Annotated in this window: 15 protein-coding genes and 1 pseudogene; 12 read left to right on the forward strand and 4 right to left on the reverse strand. The window is 73.3% G+C overall.

The annotated features are described in order from the left end of the window. Window positions 1-103: 103 nt before the first annotated feature. Genes PH191_RS01395 through PH191_RS01415 form a run of 5 tightly spaced genes read left to right on the forward strand, consistent with a single transcriptional unit; the run spans window position 104 to window position 8,594 of the window. Window positions 104-2,239, forward strand: a complete 2,136-nt coding sequence (locus PH191_RS01395; RefSeq protein ID WP_274192844.1) for a hydantoinase/oxoprolinase family protein — start codon at window positions 104-106, stop codon at window positions 2,237-2,239. Between the two features lie 3 nt (window positions 2,240-2,242). Then, window positions 2,243-4,564, forward strand: coding sequence for a hydantoinase B/oxoprolinase family protein (locus PH191_RS01400; protein WP_274192845.1), 2,322 nt, complete (start codon window positions 2,243-2,245; stop codon window positions 4,562-4,564). 12 nt (window positions 4,565-4,576) lie between these two features. After that, complete coding sequence (locus PH191_RS01405) at window positions 4,577-6,235, forward strand: FAD-dependent monooxygenase (protein WP_274192846.1); 1,659 nt, start codon at window positions 4,577-4,579, stop codon at window positions 6,233-6,235. After that, window positions 6,232-7,839, forward strand: coding sequence for a (2,3-dihydroxybenzoyl)adenylate synthase (locus PH191_RS01410; protein ID WP_274192847.1), 1,608 nt, complete (start codon window positions 6,232-6,234; stop codon window positions 7,837-7,839). Before PH191_RS01405 ends, PH191_RS01410 begins: the two co-directional genes overlap by 4 nt. Then, window positions 7,836-8,594, forward strand: coding sequence for a maleate cis-trans isomerase family protein (locus PH191_RS01415; RefSeq protein ID WP_274192848.1), 759 nt, complete (start codon window positions 7,836-7,838; stop codon window positions 8,592-8,594). The genes PH191_RS01410 and PH191_RS01415 overlap by 4 nt, the downstream gene beginning before the upstream one ends. Window positions 8,595-8,613: 19 nt before the next feature. On the opposite strand, the gene PH191_RS01420 is transcribed toward PH191_RS01415, so the two are convergent. Genes PH191_RS01420 through PH191_RS01430 form a run of 3 tightly spaced genes read right to left on the reverse strand, consistent with a single transcriptional unit; the run spans window position 8,614 to window position 9,871 of the window. Continuing rightward, entirely contained in the window at window positions 8,614-9,045 is a 432-nt protein-coding gene (locus PH191_RS01420; RefSeq protein ID WP_274192849.1) for a nuclear transport factor 2 family protein, read from the reverse strand. After that, a complete protein-coding gene (locus PH191_RS01425) occupies window positions 9,042-9,509 on the reverse strand; it encodes an SRPBCC family protein (protein WP_274192850.1) in 468 nt (155 codons plus the stop codon). Before PH191_RS01425 ends, PH191_RS01420 begins: the two co-directional genes overlap by 4 nt. Then, window positions 9,506-9,871 (reverse strand): ArsR/SmtB family transcription factor, encoded by a 366-nt coding sequence (locus PH191_RS01430; protein ID WP_420791733.1) that lies wholly within the window; start codon window positions 9,869-9,871, stop codon window positions 9,506-9,508. Before PH191_RS01430 ends, PH191_RS01425 begins: the two co-directional genes overlap by 4 nt. Before the next feature lie 110 nt (window positions 9,872-9,981). Between PH191_RS01430 and PH191_RS01435 the strand changes: the two genes are divergently transcribed. The 4 genes from PH191_RS01435 to PH191_RS01450 all read left to right on the forward strand — a co-directional run bounded on the left by PH191_RS01435 (window position 9,982) and on the right by PH191_RS01450 (window position 14,392). After that, window positions 9,982-10,713 carry a TetR/AcrR family transcriptional regulator gene (locus PH191_RS01435; RefSeq protein ID WP_274192852.1) on the forward strand — a complete coding sequence of 244 codons (732 nt, stop codon included), beginning with the start codon at window positions 9,982-9,984 and terminating at the stop codon, window positions 10,711-10,713. Window positions 10,714-10,753: 40 nt separating this feature from the next. Further along, the gene (locus PH191_RS01440; RefSeq protein WP_274192853.1) at window positions 10,754-11,773 is read left to right on the forward strand and encodes a LysR family transcriptional regulator; all 1,020 of its coding nucleotides are present in this window, start codon (window positions 10,754-10,756) and stop codon (window positions 11,771-11,773) included. A gap of 115 nt (window positions 11,774-11,888) precedes the next feature. Continuing rightward, window positions 11,889-13,190 (forward strand): MFS transporter, encoded by a 1,302-nt coding sequence (locus PH191_RS01445; RefSeq protein ID WP_274192854.1) that lies wholly within the window; start codon window positions 11,889-11,891, stop codon window positions 13,188-13,190. Next, a complete protein-coding gene (locus PH191_RS01450) occupies window positions 13,187-14,392 on the forward strand; it encodes a CaiB/BaiF CoA transferase family protein (RefSeq protein WP_274192855.1) in 1,206 nt (401 codons plus the stop codon). Before PH191_RS01445 ends, PH191_RS01450 begins: the two co-directional genes overlap by 4 nt. Here PH191_RS01450 and PH191_RS01455 read toward each other — a convergent pair. Next, window positions 14,356-15,171, reverse strand: a pseudogene (locus PH191_RS01455) (enoyl-CoA hydratase-related protein). The gene PH191_RS01450 and the pseudogene PH191_RS01455 overlap by 37 nt on opposite strands. A 208-nt stretch (window positions 15,172-15,379) precedes the next feature. Between PH191_RS01455 and PH191_RS01460 the strand changes: the two are divergent. From PH191_RS01460 to PH191_RS01470, 3 genes are read left to right on the forward strand one after another with little or no spacing between them, the layout of a single operon-like run. Next, a complete protein-coding gene (locus tag PH191_RS01460) occupies window positions 15,380-16,021 on the forward strand; it encodes a VOC family protein (RefSeq protein ID WP_274192856.1) in 642 nt (213 codons plus the stop codon). Then, entirely contained in the window at window positions 16,018-16,260 is a 243-nt protein-coding gene (locus tag PH191_RS01465; protein WP_274192857.1) for a hypothetical protein, read from the forward strand. Before PH191_RS01460 ends, PH191_RS01465 begins: the two co-directional genes overlap by 4 nt. Continuing rightward, window positions 16,257-17,504: an alpha/beta fold hydrolase gene (locus tag PH191_RS01470; RefSeq protein WP_274192858.1), complete on the forward strand. Its 1,248-nt coding sequence runs from the start codon at window positions 16,257-16,259 to the stop codon at window positions 17,502-17,504. Before PH191_RS01465 ends, PH191_RS01470 begins: the two co-directional genes overlap by 4 nt. The last annotated feature ends 95 nt before the right edge of the window (window positions 17,505-17,599 follow it).

Below are 17,599 nucleotides of genomic sequence, written 5' to 3' on the forward strand. Positions count from 1 at the left end.
GGGTCGTCGCTCCCCTTGACGTGCCTTCGCTGGTGTCAGATAGTCAACGACACCGTCAAACGCGTGGCTCGGGTCACGCTCCGGCTCAACGAGGAGAGTGGCCATGGCCTACGTGATCGGCGTCGACGTGGGCGGCACGTTCACCGATGTGGTGCTCGACGACGAGTCGGGGTCGGTGGTCGCGGCCAAGGCCCCGTCGACGCCGCCGGACTACTCGCGCGGGGTGCTCGACGTGCTCGAGCTGCTCGCCGAGCAGTTGGGTCGTCCCGTGGAGGAGATGCTGGCCGAGACGCACCACATCGCCCACGGGACGACGTCGTCGTTGAACGCGCTGGTGACCCGGCAGGTACCCGAGGTCGGCTTCCTGACCACCCAGGGGCACCGGGACTCGATCTTCATCATGAACGTCGAGGGCCGCTACCTCGGGCGCTCGCCGCACGAGCTCCAGCACGTGCTCGAACAGGACAAGCAGCACCACCTGCTCCCGAAGCGCCACGCCCTCGAGGTCGTCGAGCGGCTCGACCGCGACGGCGAGGTCGTCGTCGCGCTCGACGAGGACGGCGCACGCGAGCGGATCCGCGCGCTGCTCGCCGACGGCGTCCGGGCGATCGCGGTGTCGCTGCTGTGGTCGTTCCGCAACCCGGTGCACGAGCGCCGCCTCCGCGAACTCGTGCACGAGATCGACCCGGACGTGTACGTCGCGCTCTCCAGCGAGGTCAGTCCGCGCATCCGCGAGTTCGCGCGCAATTCCACCACCATCATGAGCACGCAGGTCGGTCCTGGATTGCGCGACTACCTGACATCGTTGGAGTCCGCGTTGCGGGAGCGCGGTCTCGCCGGGCCGCTGCTGGTGATGCAGAGCAACGGCGGTGCCGTGGCGGCGGCGGAGGCCCCGGCGCAGGCCATCAGCACGGTCGGCTCGGTGCTCACCGGTGGCGTGGTCGGCTCGATGGCGCTGGGCCGCAAGCTCGGCCACCGCAACATCATCTCCACCGACGTCGGCGGCACGACGTTCCTCGTCGGCATCGTCGTCGACGGCCGTCCCGAGCGCGAGACGACCACCGTCATCAACCACCACCCGATCAACGTCCCGACGCTGCGCGTACACGCCATCGGCTCCGGCGGCGGGGCGATCGCGTGGGTCGACGCCGGCGGCAATCTGCGCATCGGGCCGGAGAGCGCGGGCGCCGTGCCCGGCCCCGCCTCGTACGACCAGGGCGGCACCGAGCCGACCAACACCGACGCCAACCTCGTGCTCGGGATCCTCCCGGAGCGTGGCCTGCTGGGCGGGCGCAAGGCGCTCTCCCTCGAGAGGGCGCGCGAGGCCATCCGCGTCCGGGTCGCCGAGCCGCTGGGGCTGTCGGTGGAGGACGCCGCGGCCGCGATCCACGCCGCGCAGAACGCCCAGACCGGCGACCTGCTGCGCAAGACCGTGGTCGAGGCCGGCTACGACCCGCGCACCTTCGTGCTCTACGCCTTCGGCGGCTCCGGGCCCGCGTTCTGCGCCGCGTACGCCGCCCACCTCGGCGTCGACGAGGTCGTCGTACCGCTCGGCGCCGTCGCCTCGGCGTTCTCCGCCTACGGGCTCGCGGCGTCGGACATCGAGCTCGCGAGCGAGCTGTCGGACCCCGCCCAGCTGCCCGTCGACGCCGTGCGCGCGGAGAAGAACTTCGCGCAGCTCGAGGACCAGGTGCGCCAGGGCCTCGACCGCCAGGGGCTCACGTTCGAGTCGGTCGAGATCCACCGCGAGATCGACATGCGCTACGCGATGCAGCTCGCCGAGGTCACGGTCCCGGTCACCGGCGGACCCCTCGACCAGGCCGCGCTCGACGAGGCGGCCACCCACTTCGAGACCCGCTACGCCGAGCTGTTCGGCCCCGGCTCCGGCTTCCGCGAGGCCGGCGTCCAGGCGATCACCTACCGCGTGCGCGGCCGCGGCGTCCTGCCGTTCTCGCCGGAGCTCCCCGCGCTGCCCGCCGCCGACGGCCCCGACCCGGCCGCCGCCGAGACGGGCCGGCGCCCCGTGCACCTCGACATCACCCGCGGCTTCGAGGACACCCCCGTCTACGACTACGCCGCCCTGCGCGCGGGCCACGTTCTCACCGGCCCCGCGATCGTCGAGGTGCCGACGACCACCGTCGTCGTCCCCGCCGGACGCACCGGCACCGTCGACGGGCTCGGCAACCTCACCCTCCGCCCCGCTGTGTCCTCCGACGCCGTGTCTCCCGAAGGAGCCTGACCCATGGCCATGGCCGTCCCCGGCTCCGAGAGGTTCTCGAGCCGCCCCGTCGACCCCGCCACGCTCGCCGCGTCGTTGCCCGCGAGCCTCCCGGTGCACACGGTGACCCAGGAGCAGATCGACGCGCTCGACCCGCTGACCTACGAGGTCGTGCGCCACCGCCTCTGGTCGGTCACCGACGAGATGGGCGAGGCGCTCAAGCGCATGTCCGGCTCGCCGATCGTCACCGACGCCAACGACTTCGACTTCGCGGTCTCGGACGAGCTCGGCCAGGAGGTGCAGGTCGGGCTCTACAACACGATGCTCGTCGGCGCCGTCGACCTGGCCATCTACTGGACCCTGCAGCACCGCGCGACCAACCCCGGCATCGCCGAGGGCGACATGTTCCTGTGCAACGACCCGTGGGTCGGCGGCGGGCTGCACCAGAACGACGCGATGGTCTACCAGCCCGTGTTCTGGGAGGGAAAGCTCTTCGGCTGGACCTCGGCGATCGCGCACCAGCCCGACCTGGGTGGCGTCGGCCTCGGCTCGTTCTCCCCGGCCGCGCAGGACGTGTTCTCCGAGTCGCTGCCCACCCCGCCGACGAAGGTCGTGCGCGACGGCCTCCTGCAGGACGACGTCGCCGACATGTGGGTGCGCCGCTCCCGGGTGCCGCTGATGATCGGGCTCGACCTGCGCGCGAAGGTCGGCGCCAACACCGTCGGGCGTGACCGCCTGCTCGCCGTCATCGCGCAGTACGGCGCGGACACCGTCAAGGCCGTCATGAAGCGGATGATGACCGACGCCGAGTCGCGCCTGCGCGGCAAGCTCCGCGGCCTGCCGAACGGCACGTGGCGCGCCACCGGCTACCAGGACCAGTCCCACACCGGCGACCGGAACCTGCACAAGATCACGGTGGCGATGTCCAAGGACGACGACCACCTGACGTTCGACTTCACCGGCACCGACCCGCAGACCGGCGTCATCAACTGCACCTACGCGGGCATGCGCGGCGGGGTCATGCTCGCCCTGCTGCCGCTGCTCGCGGGCGACATCCCGTGGTCGGCGGGCGGGCTGATGCGCTGCTTCGACCTCGTCGCCGAGGAAGGCACGATCAACAACGCGAGCTTCCCGGCGGCGGTCAGCCGCGGCCCGATCGGGCCCGCCTGGCTCACCGGCAACCTCGTCGCCGAGTGCCTCTCGCAGATGCTCGACCAGTCGCCGGAGCCGGGCATGCACGTCCAGGCGACGTGCTGCGGTACCTGGGACACGGCCGTCATCGCGGGTCTCGACGAGCGCGGGCCGGTCCCGAACCCGTTCCTGTCGATCATGATGGACCCGATGGCCGGCGGCTACGGCGCGCAGCCCGAGGCCGACGGCATGGACACCGGAGGGCTGTTCTGCATCCCGATGGGGCGGGTGCCGGACGTCGAGATGACGGAGTTCCTCTACCCGGTGCTCGCGCTGTGGCGCCGCGAGGAGCCCGACTCCGGCGGCCCGGGCCGGCGGCGCGGCGGGGTGTCCGCGTCGATGGCGATCACCCCGCACGGGACGAGCTTCCCGATCGGTCTCGTGCTGGCGTCGGCGGGCAAGGCCGTCAGCCAGAACAACGGCCTGGCCGGCGGCTACCCCGGCAACACCGGCGTCGAGCGGATCGCGCGCGGCAGCGACCTGTCCGCCGTGCTCGCCGACGGGCGGCTGCCCGCGGACCTCGACGAGATCGGCGGCGAGCAGGAGACCTGTCCCTGCTACGGCGAGACCTACGTGGCTCCCGGCGAGGTGTTCACGATGTTCTGGCAGGGCGGCGGCGGGTACGGCGACCCCCTGACCCGTGACCCCGAGGACGTCGCCCGCGACGTGCGCGAGCTCAAGGTCGGCGCGCAGAACGCGCCGGCGGCCTACGGCGTCGTCCTCGACGGCAGCGGTGCCCCCGACCTCCCGGCCACCGAGCGGCTGCGGGGGGAGATGCGGGACGCGCGGCGGTCGCGTGCCGTGTCCGGTGTTGGTCGGCGCGCCACCATCGACGTCTCCGGCGGGCGTCGCCTCGACGACAACCTCGTCACGGTCGGGGCGGGCGCGGACCAGCAGGTGGCGTGCCGGCACTGCGCGACGTTGCTCGGCACGGGCACGGAGGGCGCGCTGGACCTCGTGCGCTACGAGGGCCCGGCCACCGACGCCGGACCGCAGATCGCGCCCGACGCCGACTTCTACGTCGACCAGGCCGTGCAGTTCCGCCAGTACTGCTGCCCGGGCTGCTTCACCGCGATCTCCACCGCGGTCGTCCCGGTCGACCACGTCGACGACATCACTCGCGCGAGCCGCGTCCTCGCCGACGCGGGCCGGTAGGAGCACCCGGAGATGCTGCACCGCGTCGCCGTGCTCGGTGGGGGCCCCGGCGGGCTCTACGCCGCACGGCTGCTGAAGCTCGCCCGTCCCGGGACCGAGGTCGTCGTGCACGAGCAGGGCGTGCCCGACGAGACCTTCGGCTTCGGGGTCGGGCTGGCCGCCCGGACCCAACGTCGCCTCGAGGAGGCGGACCCCGCGACCCTGCGCGACATCCTCGCGGGCTCCTACTCCCACGACATGCGGATGCGCGTCGGCGCCCGGGAGGCCGGGATGAGCGTGTCGAGCCTGGTCGCCGTCGGGCGCGCGGACCTCCGGAGCGTGCTCCAGCGCCACGCCGAGGACGCCGGGGTGAAGCTCGAGTTCGGGGTGCGGCGCACCGCCGACGAGCTCGACGCCGACCTGGTGATCGCCGCGGACGGGGTGGGGAGCGCGACGCGCTCGGCGTCCCCGGAGGCGTTCGGCGCCGAGGTCGAGCCCGGGACGGGCTGGTACCTGTGGGCCGGGACGGACGTCGCCCTGGACCATGCGCTGTTCGCGCCGGAGCGCACGGAGCACGGCGTGTTCGTGACGCACGCCTACCCGTACGCGCCGGACCGCAGCACGTTCCTCGTCGAGACCGACGAGGCGACGTGGCGGAAGGCGGGGTTCAGGGAGAGCACCGAGACCACGCCGGCCGACGCCTCCGACGACGCCGCGCTCGACTACCTCTCCGACGTGTTCGCGCCGCACCTGGACGGGCACCGGCTGATCGGGAACCGGACGCGCTGGCTGCGGTTCCGGACGGTGCGCTGCGCGCGCTGGCACGACCGGCGCACCGTGCTGCTCGGGGACGCGGCGCACACGGCGCACTACTCCGTCGGCTCGGGGACGAAGCTCGCGATGGAGGACGCGATCGCGCTGGTCACGGCCCTGGACACCGGGGACGACCTCGACGCGGCCCTGACCGCGTACGCCGAGGCGCGCCGTCCCGCGGTCGGTCGCATCCAGGACATCGCGGAACGCTCGCGGCGGTGGTGGGACACGTTCCCGGAGCGTCTCGAGCTCCCGGTCGAGCAACTATTGGTCGCCTACATGAGCCGATCCGGCAATGTGCCGCTCGATCGGTTCGCGGCGGGGTCACCCGAGGTGGTGCACGCCGCGCTCGCTCAGTGGTCGGGGGAGGAGCCGAGCGGTGACTCCCTGGCGGAGTGGGTGCTCGCACGGCCGTGGCGACCCTCGACGCCGGGACAGGAACCCGTCGCGGGGGACGCCGCCGTCGGGGCCCGGGGGTTCGACTCCCGGGTGGTCGCCGACGACCCTGGTGCGCTCGATGCCACCGTCCTCGACGTGGGCACCGACGCCCGGCCCGCCGGCTCGGAGGCGGTCGTCGAGGACGCGGTGCGTCGCGGCGGGACGGTCACCGGCTGCGTCTGGCTCACGGGCGGGGACGACCGCTCGAGTCTGCTCACGCGCCTCGAGGTCGCCGAGCGTCTCCGCCGCCGGACGGACGCGCTCGTCGTCGTCGCGGGACCCGACGAGCTGCGCGCCGACCTGGCCGACGGCCTCGCCGCGGACCGGGCGCACCTGGTGGCGTTCCGGTGCGAGCGCAGCGACGGGAAGAAGGTCCGGGGCGAGCGCAGCGACGGGAAGAAGGTCCGGGGCGAGCGCAGCGACGGGGGAGGGACTCGATGACCGCCACGCAGCAGTACTTCCCGACCGAGGTCGCGGCCACCTACCGGGACGCGGGTCTCTGGGGGACCCGGACGGTCGCCGACGAGTTCCACGCCGTCGCGGTCGCCCACCCCGGGAACGCCGCCGTGGTGACGGGGGAGGGACGGCTGACCTACGCCGAGCTCGACGCCTGCACCGACCGCATCGCCGTCGGCCTCGCCGACCTCGGCCTCCAACCGGGCGACCCCGTGATCGTCCAGATCACGAACCGCCTCGAGGCCGTCGTGGCCTGGTATGCGCTGCTCAAGGCCGGGCTCGTGCCGGTCGCGACCCTCGCCGCGCACCGCGGCCACGAGATCGCCCACATCAGCCGGGCGGTCGGCGCGCGGGCGCACCTCGTGGAGGCCGGTACGCGGGGCACCGACCTCGTCGCGTTCGCCCACGAGCAGGCGCGCGAGCACCCGACGGTGCGCCACGTCCTCGTCCTCGGCGACCTGCCCGTCGCCGAGGTCGACCCCACCGAGGCCCGTCGACGCGTCGAGGCGATCCAGCGGGCGATCGATCCCGACGACGTCGCGGTCTTCCAGCTCTCCGGCGGCACCACGGGGGTGCCCAAGCTGATCCCGCGCCTGCACGCCGAGTACTGGTACAACGCCCGGGCCTATGCCGCGTTCCTCGGCTGGGGTGCCGACGACCGCGTCGGTCACCTCATCCCGATCATCCACAACGCCGGCATCGTGTGCGGCGTCCACGCCCCGCACAGCGTCGGCGCGTGCCTCGTGCTCACCGACCACGACCTCGAGACGGCCATGCCGGTGCTCGTCGCCGAACGCACCACGGTGGTGCTGTTCGGGCACGTCCACTACCGCGCACCCGAGCACCCGCTCTACCCCGCGCTCGCGGGGTCGCTGCGCACGGTCGTCCTCTCCGGCGCGAAGGTCTCCGAGGAGCTCTTCGCGGCGACCGGGCGGGACGGCGTCGCGGTCGGCCAGCTCTTCGGGATGGCCGAGGGCATGTTCCTGGTGACGCCGCTCGACGCGTCCCCGGAGCTGCGCCGCACCACGGTCGGGACACCGATCTCCCCGCTCGACGAGGTCCGGCTGCTCGAGCCCGGGGGCGAGGACGAGGTCCCCGACGGCGAGGTGGGCGAGCTGTGCTGCCGGGGCCCGTACACGCTGCGCGCCTACTACGGGATCAACAGACCGGAGGCCTTCACCGCCGACGGCTTCTACCGCACGGGCGACCTCGCGAAGGCCACGACGATCGACGGGCTCCGCGCGTTCTCGGTCGAGGGCCGCATCAAGGACCTCATCAACCGGGGCGGCGAGAAGATCAGCGCCGAGGAGGTCGAGCTGCTGCTGCTCGCCCATCCGCACGTCGTCGAGGCGGCCCTCGTCGCGATGCCCGACCCGCGGCTGGGGGAACGGGGCTGCGCCTACCTCGCCACCGACGGCACCCCCGTCACCCTCACCGACCTGCAGCACCACCTCCGCGCCCTCGACGTCGCGAAGTACAAGTGGCCGGAGCGCGTGGAGCTCCTGGAGGCCCTGCCGCGGACGAAGGTCGGGAAGCTCGACAAGTTGGCCATGGCCGCCGACATCGCCACGCGTCTGGAGAACCCGTGAGCCACCACCGCATCGGGATGATCGTCCCCAGCTCGAACGTCACCGTGGAGACCGAGGTCCCGGCCCTGCTGGCCCGCCACGCGAGCGCCACGTTCTCCTTCCACGGCAGCCGGATGCGCATGCACACGGTCTCGCCCGAGGAGCTCGTCGCGATGAACGCCCAGCGCGGGCGCTGCGTCGACGAGCTCGCCGACGCCGGGGTCGACGCGCTGCTCTACGCCTGCCTCGTCGCGGTCATGGCGCAGGGCGCGGGCGAGCACCGGCGGGTCGAGACGGAGGTCGCCGCGCAGCTCGCGGAGCGCGGTCTGCCGGCCGGGCTGGTGTCGAGCGCCGGCGCCCTGGTCGAGGCCCTCGCCGCCGCGTCGTACCACCGGGTCGCGCTCGTCATGCCCTACCTGCGGCCGCTGGCCGAGCTGGTCGTCGCGTACCTCGAGGCGGAGGGCGTCGAGGTCGTCGACTGGGTGGCGCTCGAGGTCGGCGACAACGCCGAGGTCGGCTGCATCCCGGGCGACCGGGTGCTCAGCGCCGTCCGCGGGCTCGACCTGTCCGGCGCCGACGCCCTGGTGATCTCCTGCTGCGTCCAGATGCCCTCGCTGCCACTGGTGGCCGTCGCCGAGGCCGAGCTCGGGCTCCCGGTGCTCTCGGCCGCGACCGCCGGTGCGTTCTGTCTGCTCCGTGCGCTGGGCCTGCCGACGGAGCTGCCTGACGCCGGCCTGCTGCTCGCAGGGAGAGCAGGGGCGGAAGCACCCCGGTGAGTCCCCTGTCCCCTGCCGTTCAGGTCAGCGGGACGACGTAGGAGTCGACGCGGGCGATGAGGCCGTCGCGGAACGTGAACACGTCGTTGAAGGCGAAGTGGAACGGCCCGTGCTCGACCGTCGCGCCACGACCCTCGCCGGTGGTGACGACGACGTTCCCGTCCTCGTGGACGCGCTGGACATCCAGTTCCGGACTGCCGGTGAAAGCGGGATTCTCGATCTCGCTGTCGAACTGCGACTTGCCGATGGTGGTGCGGTGCCCGTGGATGACCCATTCGACGTCGTCGGCGAGAGTGGCCAGGATCCGCGGATGGTCGCTGGTCCGGAAACCGTCGAAGTACTGCGCGACGACGTCGCGCTGGGTCGCCCCGTCGATGGTGCTCGCGATGCCTGTCACGCGCTTCTCCTCGATCATCTGGTCGGCGTCGATCTGTGCGTAGTGAGCGTTCATGGTGCTTCGGGTCCCGGTCCGGTCTCGCCCTGCTCCAGGTGTGCTGCGAGGGCGTCGAGGATCGCAGCGAGCCCGTCGGCCGCCCGGGCCGTGCGCAGTTCGGGAGGCAGACGACGCTGCTGCACAGTGAGATCGGTGCCGTCGCCGACGGGGTCGAGGGTGACCGTGGTCCGCAGGCCGGTCACCGGCTCGTCGAAGACGAGTTCACGCGGGGCGGCGACGCTGATGTAGACGAATCGGAGCCATCGGCTCGAGCCGTCGGGCCCGCGGGTCTCGAGCGCCAGCTCGCCACCGGGGCGTGGATCGACGGTCACGGACGCGGGTGCCACGGTCGCGTGCGTGCCGCCCCAGAACGCCGCGATGCCCTCGGGGGACGTGAAGGCGACCCAGACGCGTTCGGGGTCTGCCGCGAGGTGGCGTCGGGCGATCAGCTCGTCGCCGTGCAGCGTGGCGCCGGCGCTCAACGACCCGCCCCGCCGCGCTGGTGGGGGCGTTCACGGTCGAGGTGCTGCTCGAGGGCGTCGAGCCGGTCGTCCCAGACCTGGCGCTGGTCGTCGATCCACGTCCGGAGCAGCGTGAGGTTCTGCACCCGGAGGCGGCAGGGCCGCCGGGTGCCCTCGCGCCGCTGCTCGATGAGGCCGCAGCGGCGCAGGACGGCGACATGATGGGAGATCGCCTGCTGGGTCAGGCTGAACGGCTGGGCGAGCTCTCCGACCGTCGCGTCGCCGTGGGCGAGACGAGTCACCAAGGAGCGCCTGACGGGGTCGCTCAGGGCGGCGAAAGCCGTGTCGAGGTCGTGCTCGGGAGCCGTGGGCGAGGGAGGCACCTGCCGAGTCTGACGACAAGTTTCCATTTGTGCAAGGAGCTACTTGTGAATGTCTCGCTCCCTGTCTGCCCCGAGCGTGGGCGCAGGTGCCCGCCGTATCGTCACCGCTCATGAGCGCGCCGGGACAGTCGGACGAGGCCCCTGTCCGGAGGCCTCGTCGCGAGCTGGTCGAGGCCCAGATCTACGAGCAGGCCACGCGGCTCTTCGCCGAGCGCGGCTTCGCGGGTACGAGCCTGCAGGACATCGCCGACGCCATGGGCATGACGCGGCCGTCGCTCTACTACTACGTCAAGAACAAGGACGAGCTGCTCGCGCGGCTCGTCACCGAGATCACCGAGGCCCCGGCGGCGGCCACGGAGGAGATCGCCGACCGCGACGCCGACGCGCCGACCAAACTGCGCGAGCTCGTCCGGCTCATCGCCGGGCAGCAGGCCCGGCACGCGGCGCGGTTCCAGCTGGTGATCCGGTCGGAGTCGGAGCTCCCCGACGACCTCGCCGTCGCCCACGAGGCCGCGAAGCGCCGCGTGCTCGACGGGTTCGGTCGCATCGTCGACCAGGGCGTCCGCAGCGGCGAGTTCCGCCCGCGCCCGGTGCGGACGACCGCGCTCGCCCTGATCGGCATGTGCAACTGGGTCGCGTGGTGGTTCAACCCCGCGGGTCCGCAGTCGCCCGAGGAGGTCGCGGAGCAGATGGCGGAGATGGCGTTCGCGCTGGTCGCGCAGGCCCCCGACCGCACGCCCGACGCGCCGCGTCCCGACGACCCCGCGGCCGCGCTGCGGCTGTTGCGCCAGGACCTGGACTACCTGGAGAGCGTGATCACGAAGGGCTCGGACGGGCACTGAGGCGCCCGCTCCGACCGACGGAACGCCGTACGGTCGCCACGTGGACCTGCGGCAACTCCGCTACTTCCTCGCCGTCGTCGAGGAAGGGGGCGTACACCGGGCGGCTGCTGCCCTGCACGTCGCCCAGCCGTCGCTGAGCCAGGCCATCCGCAAGCTCGAGCACGATCTCGGGGCGGACCTCTTCCACCGCATCGGTCGCCGGCTCGTGCTCGCGCCCGCGGGGGAAGCACTGATCGGTCCCGCCCGCCAGATGTTGCGGACCCTCGACGCCGCCCACGACGCCGTCCGCGAGGTCGCCGACGTGGAGGCCGGCCGGCTCGACGTGGCCTCGCTCGCCGACCTCTCCGCCGACCCGACCGCGATCTGGGTCGCGCGGTTCCGGGTGGCCAACCGTGGGGTCACGGCCCGGGTCGAGGAACGCGGCTACGCGGCACAGGTGGCCGACCTGGTGCGCACGGGCGAGTGCGAGATCGGCGTGACGGTCCTGCCGCTGCCGGAGGAGTACCTGACCCAGGAGCGGCTCCTCACCCAGCACTTCGTGCTGATCACCCCGCCCGGCACCGAGGAGGCGCTCCCGCCGACGGTGTCGTTGCCCTCCCTGAGCGGCGTCCCCCTCGTGATGGGGGAGCGGCACGCGACCACGCGGGAGTGGGTGGAGTCGACGCTGCGCGCCCACGGGGTCGAGCCGTCGGTCGCGGTCGAGGTCCCACAGCGCGGCGCCGTCATCCCGATGGTCCTCAACGGCGCGGGCGCGGCCGTGGTGCCGCTGCGTCTCGCTCTCGACGCGCGGCTGCACGACGCCGTGGTGCGCGAGCTGGATCCGCCCCTGACCCGGGAGGTGGGCCTGCTCCACCGCCCGGGCGCCCTCACCGCGGCGGCCGCGGCGTTCCTGGCCCACACCCGCGACGGCGTCGCGTCGTGGAGCCGGGCGGTCGACCGGCGACGCCGGGCCGGGGCAGGCCTGATCGAGGCGGCGGCCTCCACCGAGCGGTCGGTGCGTCACCGACTGCGGTCGGGGTTCGCCTCGGACCCGCCCGTGCCCGCCCACGAGGATCGATAGGCATCGCCGATCAGTGGGCCGCTCAGCACGTCTTTGACCCTGTCGAAGCAGTGTCCTTGACTTGCGCCACACATCGCGCACACCGCGCGGTCTCTCGATCCGCGGGAGCACCCCCATGCCGCCCACGCCCGACGTCGACGTCGCCACCCCGGGCCGGACCTCCGCCGGCGTCCGGCGTGGAGCGTGGACGGCGACCGCGCTCGCCTTCGCGTTCATGGTCCTCAACTTCGCCGACAAGTCCGTCCTGGGCTTCGCCGGGAGCCGGGTCATGCGCGACCTCGGCATCGGTCCGGCCGAGTTCGGCCTGGTGCAGAGCGCCTTCTTCTGGCTCTTCGCGGCCGGTGCGCTGATCGTCGGCGCGCTGAGCATCCGGGTCTCCACGCGCTGGCTCATGCCGGCGCTCATGGTCGTCTGGGTGCTCACGATGGTGCCGCTGCTGACGCCGGTGAGCTTCGGTGTCCTGCTCGCCTGCCGCGTCGTGCTCGGGTTCGCCGAGGGTCCGGCCTACGCGCTCGCCACCCACGTCGTGCACTCGTGGTTCCCGGCCGAGAAGCGGGCCCTGCCGGCCGGGGTCATCAGCGCCGGCAGTTCCGTCGGCCCGCTCGTCGCCGCACCCGTGCTCACCTGGGTCATCGTGGCGTGGAGCTGGCACGCCGCGTTCGGCGTCCTGATCGTCCTCGGCCTGCTGTGGGTGGTGGCGTGGGCCGTCCTCGGCCGGCCCTCCCCGGAGGAGACGGCCGCGGCGGACGCTCCCCGGAAGCGCACCGACTGGCGCCTCGTGGGCCGGCAGCTCGCCACCCCGACGATCCTCGGCGTCGGCCTGCTCACCTTCGTCGGCTACTGGACCACGACGCTGCGGGTGTCCTGGCTGCCGCTGTACCTCGAGCAGGGCCTCGGTTACGACACCACGAGCGCCGGCCGGCTGGTCACCCTCCCGTACGCCGTCGCCGCGGTCGCGGCCATCGGCGCCGGACTGCTGTCGAACCGGATGGTCGCCCGGGGCGTCGCCCGCCGCATCGCGCGCGGTTGGCTCTCGGCCGCCTTCGTGGTCACGGGCGGGGCGTGCATGGTCCTCCTCACCGTCGTCGGGCCGGGCCTCGCCCAGATGGTGTTCACCGTCCTGGCGTTCTCGCTGAACTCGGCGTCCTACGGCGTCGCGCTCACCGTCGTCGCCGACCTGGTCGACCCGGCCCACCGGGGCGCGGTGCTCGGCGTCCTGGTGGCGATCTACAGCATGGCCGGGGTGATCGCCCCGCTCGTCCTGGGCTTCGCCGTCGAGGGCGCCGGTGGCGGCGCGGCCGGGTACGGGGTCGGGTTCGCCATCAGCGGCGTGGTCATCGTCGTCGGGGGCCTGCTCTCGGTCCCGCTGATCGACCCGGAGCGCGACGCCGCCCGGCTCGAGCGGGCGACCGCGTGACCGCCCCGCTCTCCGGGGTCCGGGTCGTCGACCTCGGCCAGTTCATCGCTGCTCCCGTCGCGGGCCAGGCGCTCGTGGAGATGGGTGCCGACGTCGTCAAGCTCGAACCGGTCGCGGGGGAGGGTGCACGGCACATCGGTGTCTACGGCGACGCGATGGTGCGGACCCACAACGGCGGGAAGCGCGCGATCGCGGTGGACCTGCGCTCGGCGGACGGTCGCCGTCTCGCGCAGCGGCTCGTCGAACGCGCCGACATCGTGCTGCAGAACTCGCGGCACGGGGCCCTCGACGCCGCGGGCCTCGGCCCGGCGGCCGTCCGGCGGGCCAACCCGACGGTCGTGTACGGCACGGTCACCGGCTTCGGCCGGTCCGGGCCGTCGGCGCACCGTCCTGGCTTCGACATCGCGGCGCAGGCGGAGAGCGGGATCATGTGGATCACCGGCGAGTCGGGCGGACCCCCGCAGCGCGTCGGTTTCCCGGTGGTCGACGCCGCGGCCGGACACGTGCTCGCCGAGGCGGTGCTCGCCGCCTACATCGGCCGGCTGCGCTTCGGTGAGGGGCGGCACGTGGAGGTGTCGCTGCTCGAGGTGGCGATCGCTCTGCAGGGCACGGTGTGGGGTGAGTACTTCGCCACCGGTCAGCCACCGAGCCGCAAGGGGAACGGGCAGCCGACCGTGGCGCCCGCCGCCGATCTCGTCGACACCGCCGACGGACCGATCGTGGTGTCGGCCTACACCCCGGCCCACTTCGCGCGCCTGTGCGCCGTCCTGGAGCGACCGGACCTCGCCGAGGACCCGCGGTTCGCCACGAACGCCGACCGCGTCGTCCACCGGGACGCCCTGCTCGCCGAGCTCTCCGTCGCGTTCGGGGCGATGCCCCGCCGTGCGGCACTCGACCTGCTCGTCGGCCACGGACTCGTCGCCGCGTCGATCGACTCCTACGAGCAGGTCGAGCGCAACCCCGACGTGCTGGCCACCGGCATCTTCACGGAGGTCTCCACGGCAGCGGGTCCCCACCGCGTCGTCGGTGTGCCCTGGCGGGACGGCGACGGCCGGCCGGCTCGGGCGCGCCACGCCCCTGCGCTCGGGGAGCACACCGCGGACGTCCTCGCCGAGATCGGCTGCACCCCGGACGAGGTGGACGCGCTCGCCGCCGCGGGCGTCGTTCACGTCCCGGCGGCGACCTCCTTGCCGTCGGCGTAAACCGGCGTCCGGCGCTCGAGGAACGCCCGGGCCGCCTCGGGGGCCTCGTCGCCGTGGAAGCCGGCGACCATGCGCTCGCTCTCCACACGGAGGTAGTCGGCGAGCGTCGTCGTCGCGGCCGTCTGCAGGTTCTGCTTCATCGCCCGTGCGGCACCCGGGGCGTTCGCCGCGAGGCGGCGGGCGAGGTCGTCGGTCGCCGCCTCGAGACCGTCGTCCGGAACGACCCGCGAGACCAGGCCGGCGTCCGCCGCGGCGGACGCCGAGAGCTTGCCCGGCAGGAGGAAGAGCTCCCGGGCGCGGGCGGCACCGAGCATGCGGGTCGCGAACCAGATCCCGCCGAAGTCGCCGGGCAGCCCGGCGCTGAGGAAGGCGGTGTTGACCACCGCCCCCTAGGTGGCGACACGGAGGTCGCAGGCCAGGGCGAGCGCGAGGCCGGCGCCCGCGCAGGCCCCGTTGACCGCCGCCACGGTCACCGACGGCAGGAGGTGCAGGCGCTCGACGATGCGCGTCGCTCGGCGGAGCCGGGACAGGTCGGCGGCGACGGTGTCCCGCCGCAGCCACCGCTGCTCGGGGGGAGCCGCGAGGTCGGCACCCACCGAGAACGCGCGGCCCCGGCCGGTCAGGACGACCACGCGGACCGAGTGGTCGGCCTCGATCTCCTCGAGCCGACGGTCGAGGTCTTCGAGGAGGTCGACCGACACGGCGTTGCCGCGGCTCTCGTGGCACAGGGTCAGACGGACGACACTGCCGGCTCTCGTGCGGTCGACGAACGCGGGCACGCCGGACCTCCTCCCCGGGGTCGGGCCGCCCGGTGCGGCCCCGGACCAGTCAAGGAGGTGCCGTAGCGCGGGTCAAAGACGAAAGATCGCGCCCGGTGATAGTTCGGCCCTATCACCGGACTACTCCCAGGCAGCGCGGTACGACGACAACGTCGAAAGATTGACGCTTGCGTCGAGCTCTCCTAGCCTGAGGGCAGGAGGTTCGACGATGACACTCGAGCACAAGGTCCGCGGCGTGGACCACACGGCGTTCCCGACGTTCGATCCCGCCGGGACGGTGCGCTTCTACCGCGACGTCCTCGGCTTCCCGGTCGTGCACTCGATCTGTGCCGCGGGCTGGGGCCCGGAGGACCACCCGGACTTCATCCACTTCTTCTTCGACATCGGCAACGACGACCGGATCGCGTTCTTCTACTACTTCGGCCTCGAGCCGATCCACGACCAGGCGCGCGGCGACGTCTACGCCGGCTTCGGGCCCGAGGTGCCGGAGTTCTTCGTGCGCTCGCGTCACCTCGCCATCCACGTCGACGACCAGGACGACCTCCTCGAGTACCGCCGACGGCTCGACGACTCCTCGTGGCCGGTCGAGATGCAGATCCAGCACGAGACGATCGAGTCGATCTACACGCACGACCCCAACGGCTACATGGTCGAGTTCACCCGCGCGATGCGTCCCGTGACGCCGCAGGAGGACCTCGACGCGACCCTGACGATCGACGCGCTGCTCGACGTGGTCGCCGAGCCCGAGCCGTCGTTCGGCAAGCTCCTCGCCCGCAAGGCCGAGCTGATCGTCGAGCGGGCCGGCGCGTGGGAGCAGGCGCAGCGCGAGCTCGCGCAGGCCGACCGATGACCGCGTTCTACGTCCTCGACGTCCCCGAGAACACGTCGGTGGCCAAGGTCGCGGCGGAGGCGGGCGCGGCCGTCGGCAGGGTTGGCCCGTACTTCGAGATCACCGCCGACGAGTCGATCGTCGTCGACCGTCGCGCCACCGGCTGCCGGCACGCGGTCTGGTACAGCTGCATCGCGGGCGTGGCCGGCGGCACGGTGGTGCAGCACGACAAGGACGCCCTGCGGGTCGACCCGGCATGAGCGCTCCGACCCGCCTCGGTGCGGGGCGCTACGTCGCGGTGGACGAGCGTCCGGCCGCGACGGTCACGAGCGTCCACGAGCTGACCACCGCCGACGGCGCCACGGTGCGCGGTGTGCTCGCGACGGTGCCGGGCGCGCGGACGGTCGTCGCCCTGGTGCACCCGCGCCAGGACGTCACCCATCACGCGCTGGTCCCACACCTGCTCGCGGCCGGGACGGCGGTGTGGACCCAGCACACCCGCTCGGTCAACAACGACCTGACGCTGGTGCACGAGCAGGCGCTGCTCGACGTCGCGGCCGGCATGGTGCTCCTGCGCGAGCAGGGCTACACCTCGATCGTCCCGCTCGGGCACTCCGGCGGCGGCACGCTCTTCGCCTTCTACCTCGAGCAGGCCGGGCTGGCGGGCGCCGACCGGATCGCGACGACGCCGGGCGGGCGGCCGACGGCGCTCGCCGACGCGACGATGCCGACGGTCGACGGCGTCGTGTTCCTCGCTCCGCACCCGGGGCAGGGGCGCCTGCTGCTCGGCTGCATCGACCCCTCGGTCGCCGACGAGACCGACCCCCTCGCCGCGGTGCCCGAGCTCGACGCGTTCGACCCCCGCAACGGCTTCGCCGAGCCGCCCACCAGCGCCTCGTACTCCGCGGAGTTCCTCGAGCGCTACCGGGCGGCGCAGGTCGCGCGTGTCGCCCGCCTCGACGCACGGGCCCAGGCGCACCTCGCCCGCACCGCCGAGGCGCGGGCCCTGCACAAGCGCACGGGTGCGGTCGCGGATCGTCGTCGGGCGCTGGCGCCGGAGATCATGACGGTGTTCCGCACCGACGCCGACCCCCGCACGGTCGACCTCTCGCTCGACCCGAGCGACCGGCCCTACGGCTCGCTCTTCGGCGCCCGGCCCGACCTCATCAACTACGGGCAGGTCGGGTTCGGCCGGCTGACGACGCCGGAGGCGTGGCTCTCGACGTGGTCGGGCCTGAGCTCGAACGCCGACTTCGTGCGGTGCGCGCCCGGCGTCACGGTGCCGACGCTGTTCCTCGAGCTCACCGGCGACCAGGCCGCCTTCCCGTCCGATTCGCGCCGCATGGTCGCCGCGCTCGGCAGCACCGACCTCACGCACGAGAGCGTGCGCGGGACGCACTTCGGCGGCGCGATCGCGCCCGGGGAACCCACGGGCAACGCGCTCGCCGCGGAGCGGATCGCGACGTGGGTCGGCGCGCGTCACGAGCTCGCGCCGCCGACCTGACGTTCCCGCAACCGAAGCATTCCGCAGCACTCCCGGCGGAGTCGTCGCGACGCCGCCGGACACACGACCGCCCGGCACGCGGGGCGCGCCGGGGC

The organism is Actinomycetospora callitridis (genome assembly GCF_028737265.1).
Lineage (GTDB): Bacteria > Actinomycetota > Actinomycetes > Mycobacteriales > Pseudonocardiaceae > Actinomycetospora > Actinomycetospora callitridis.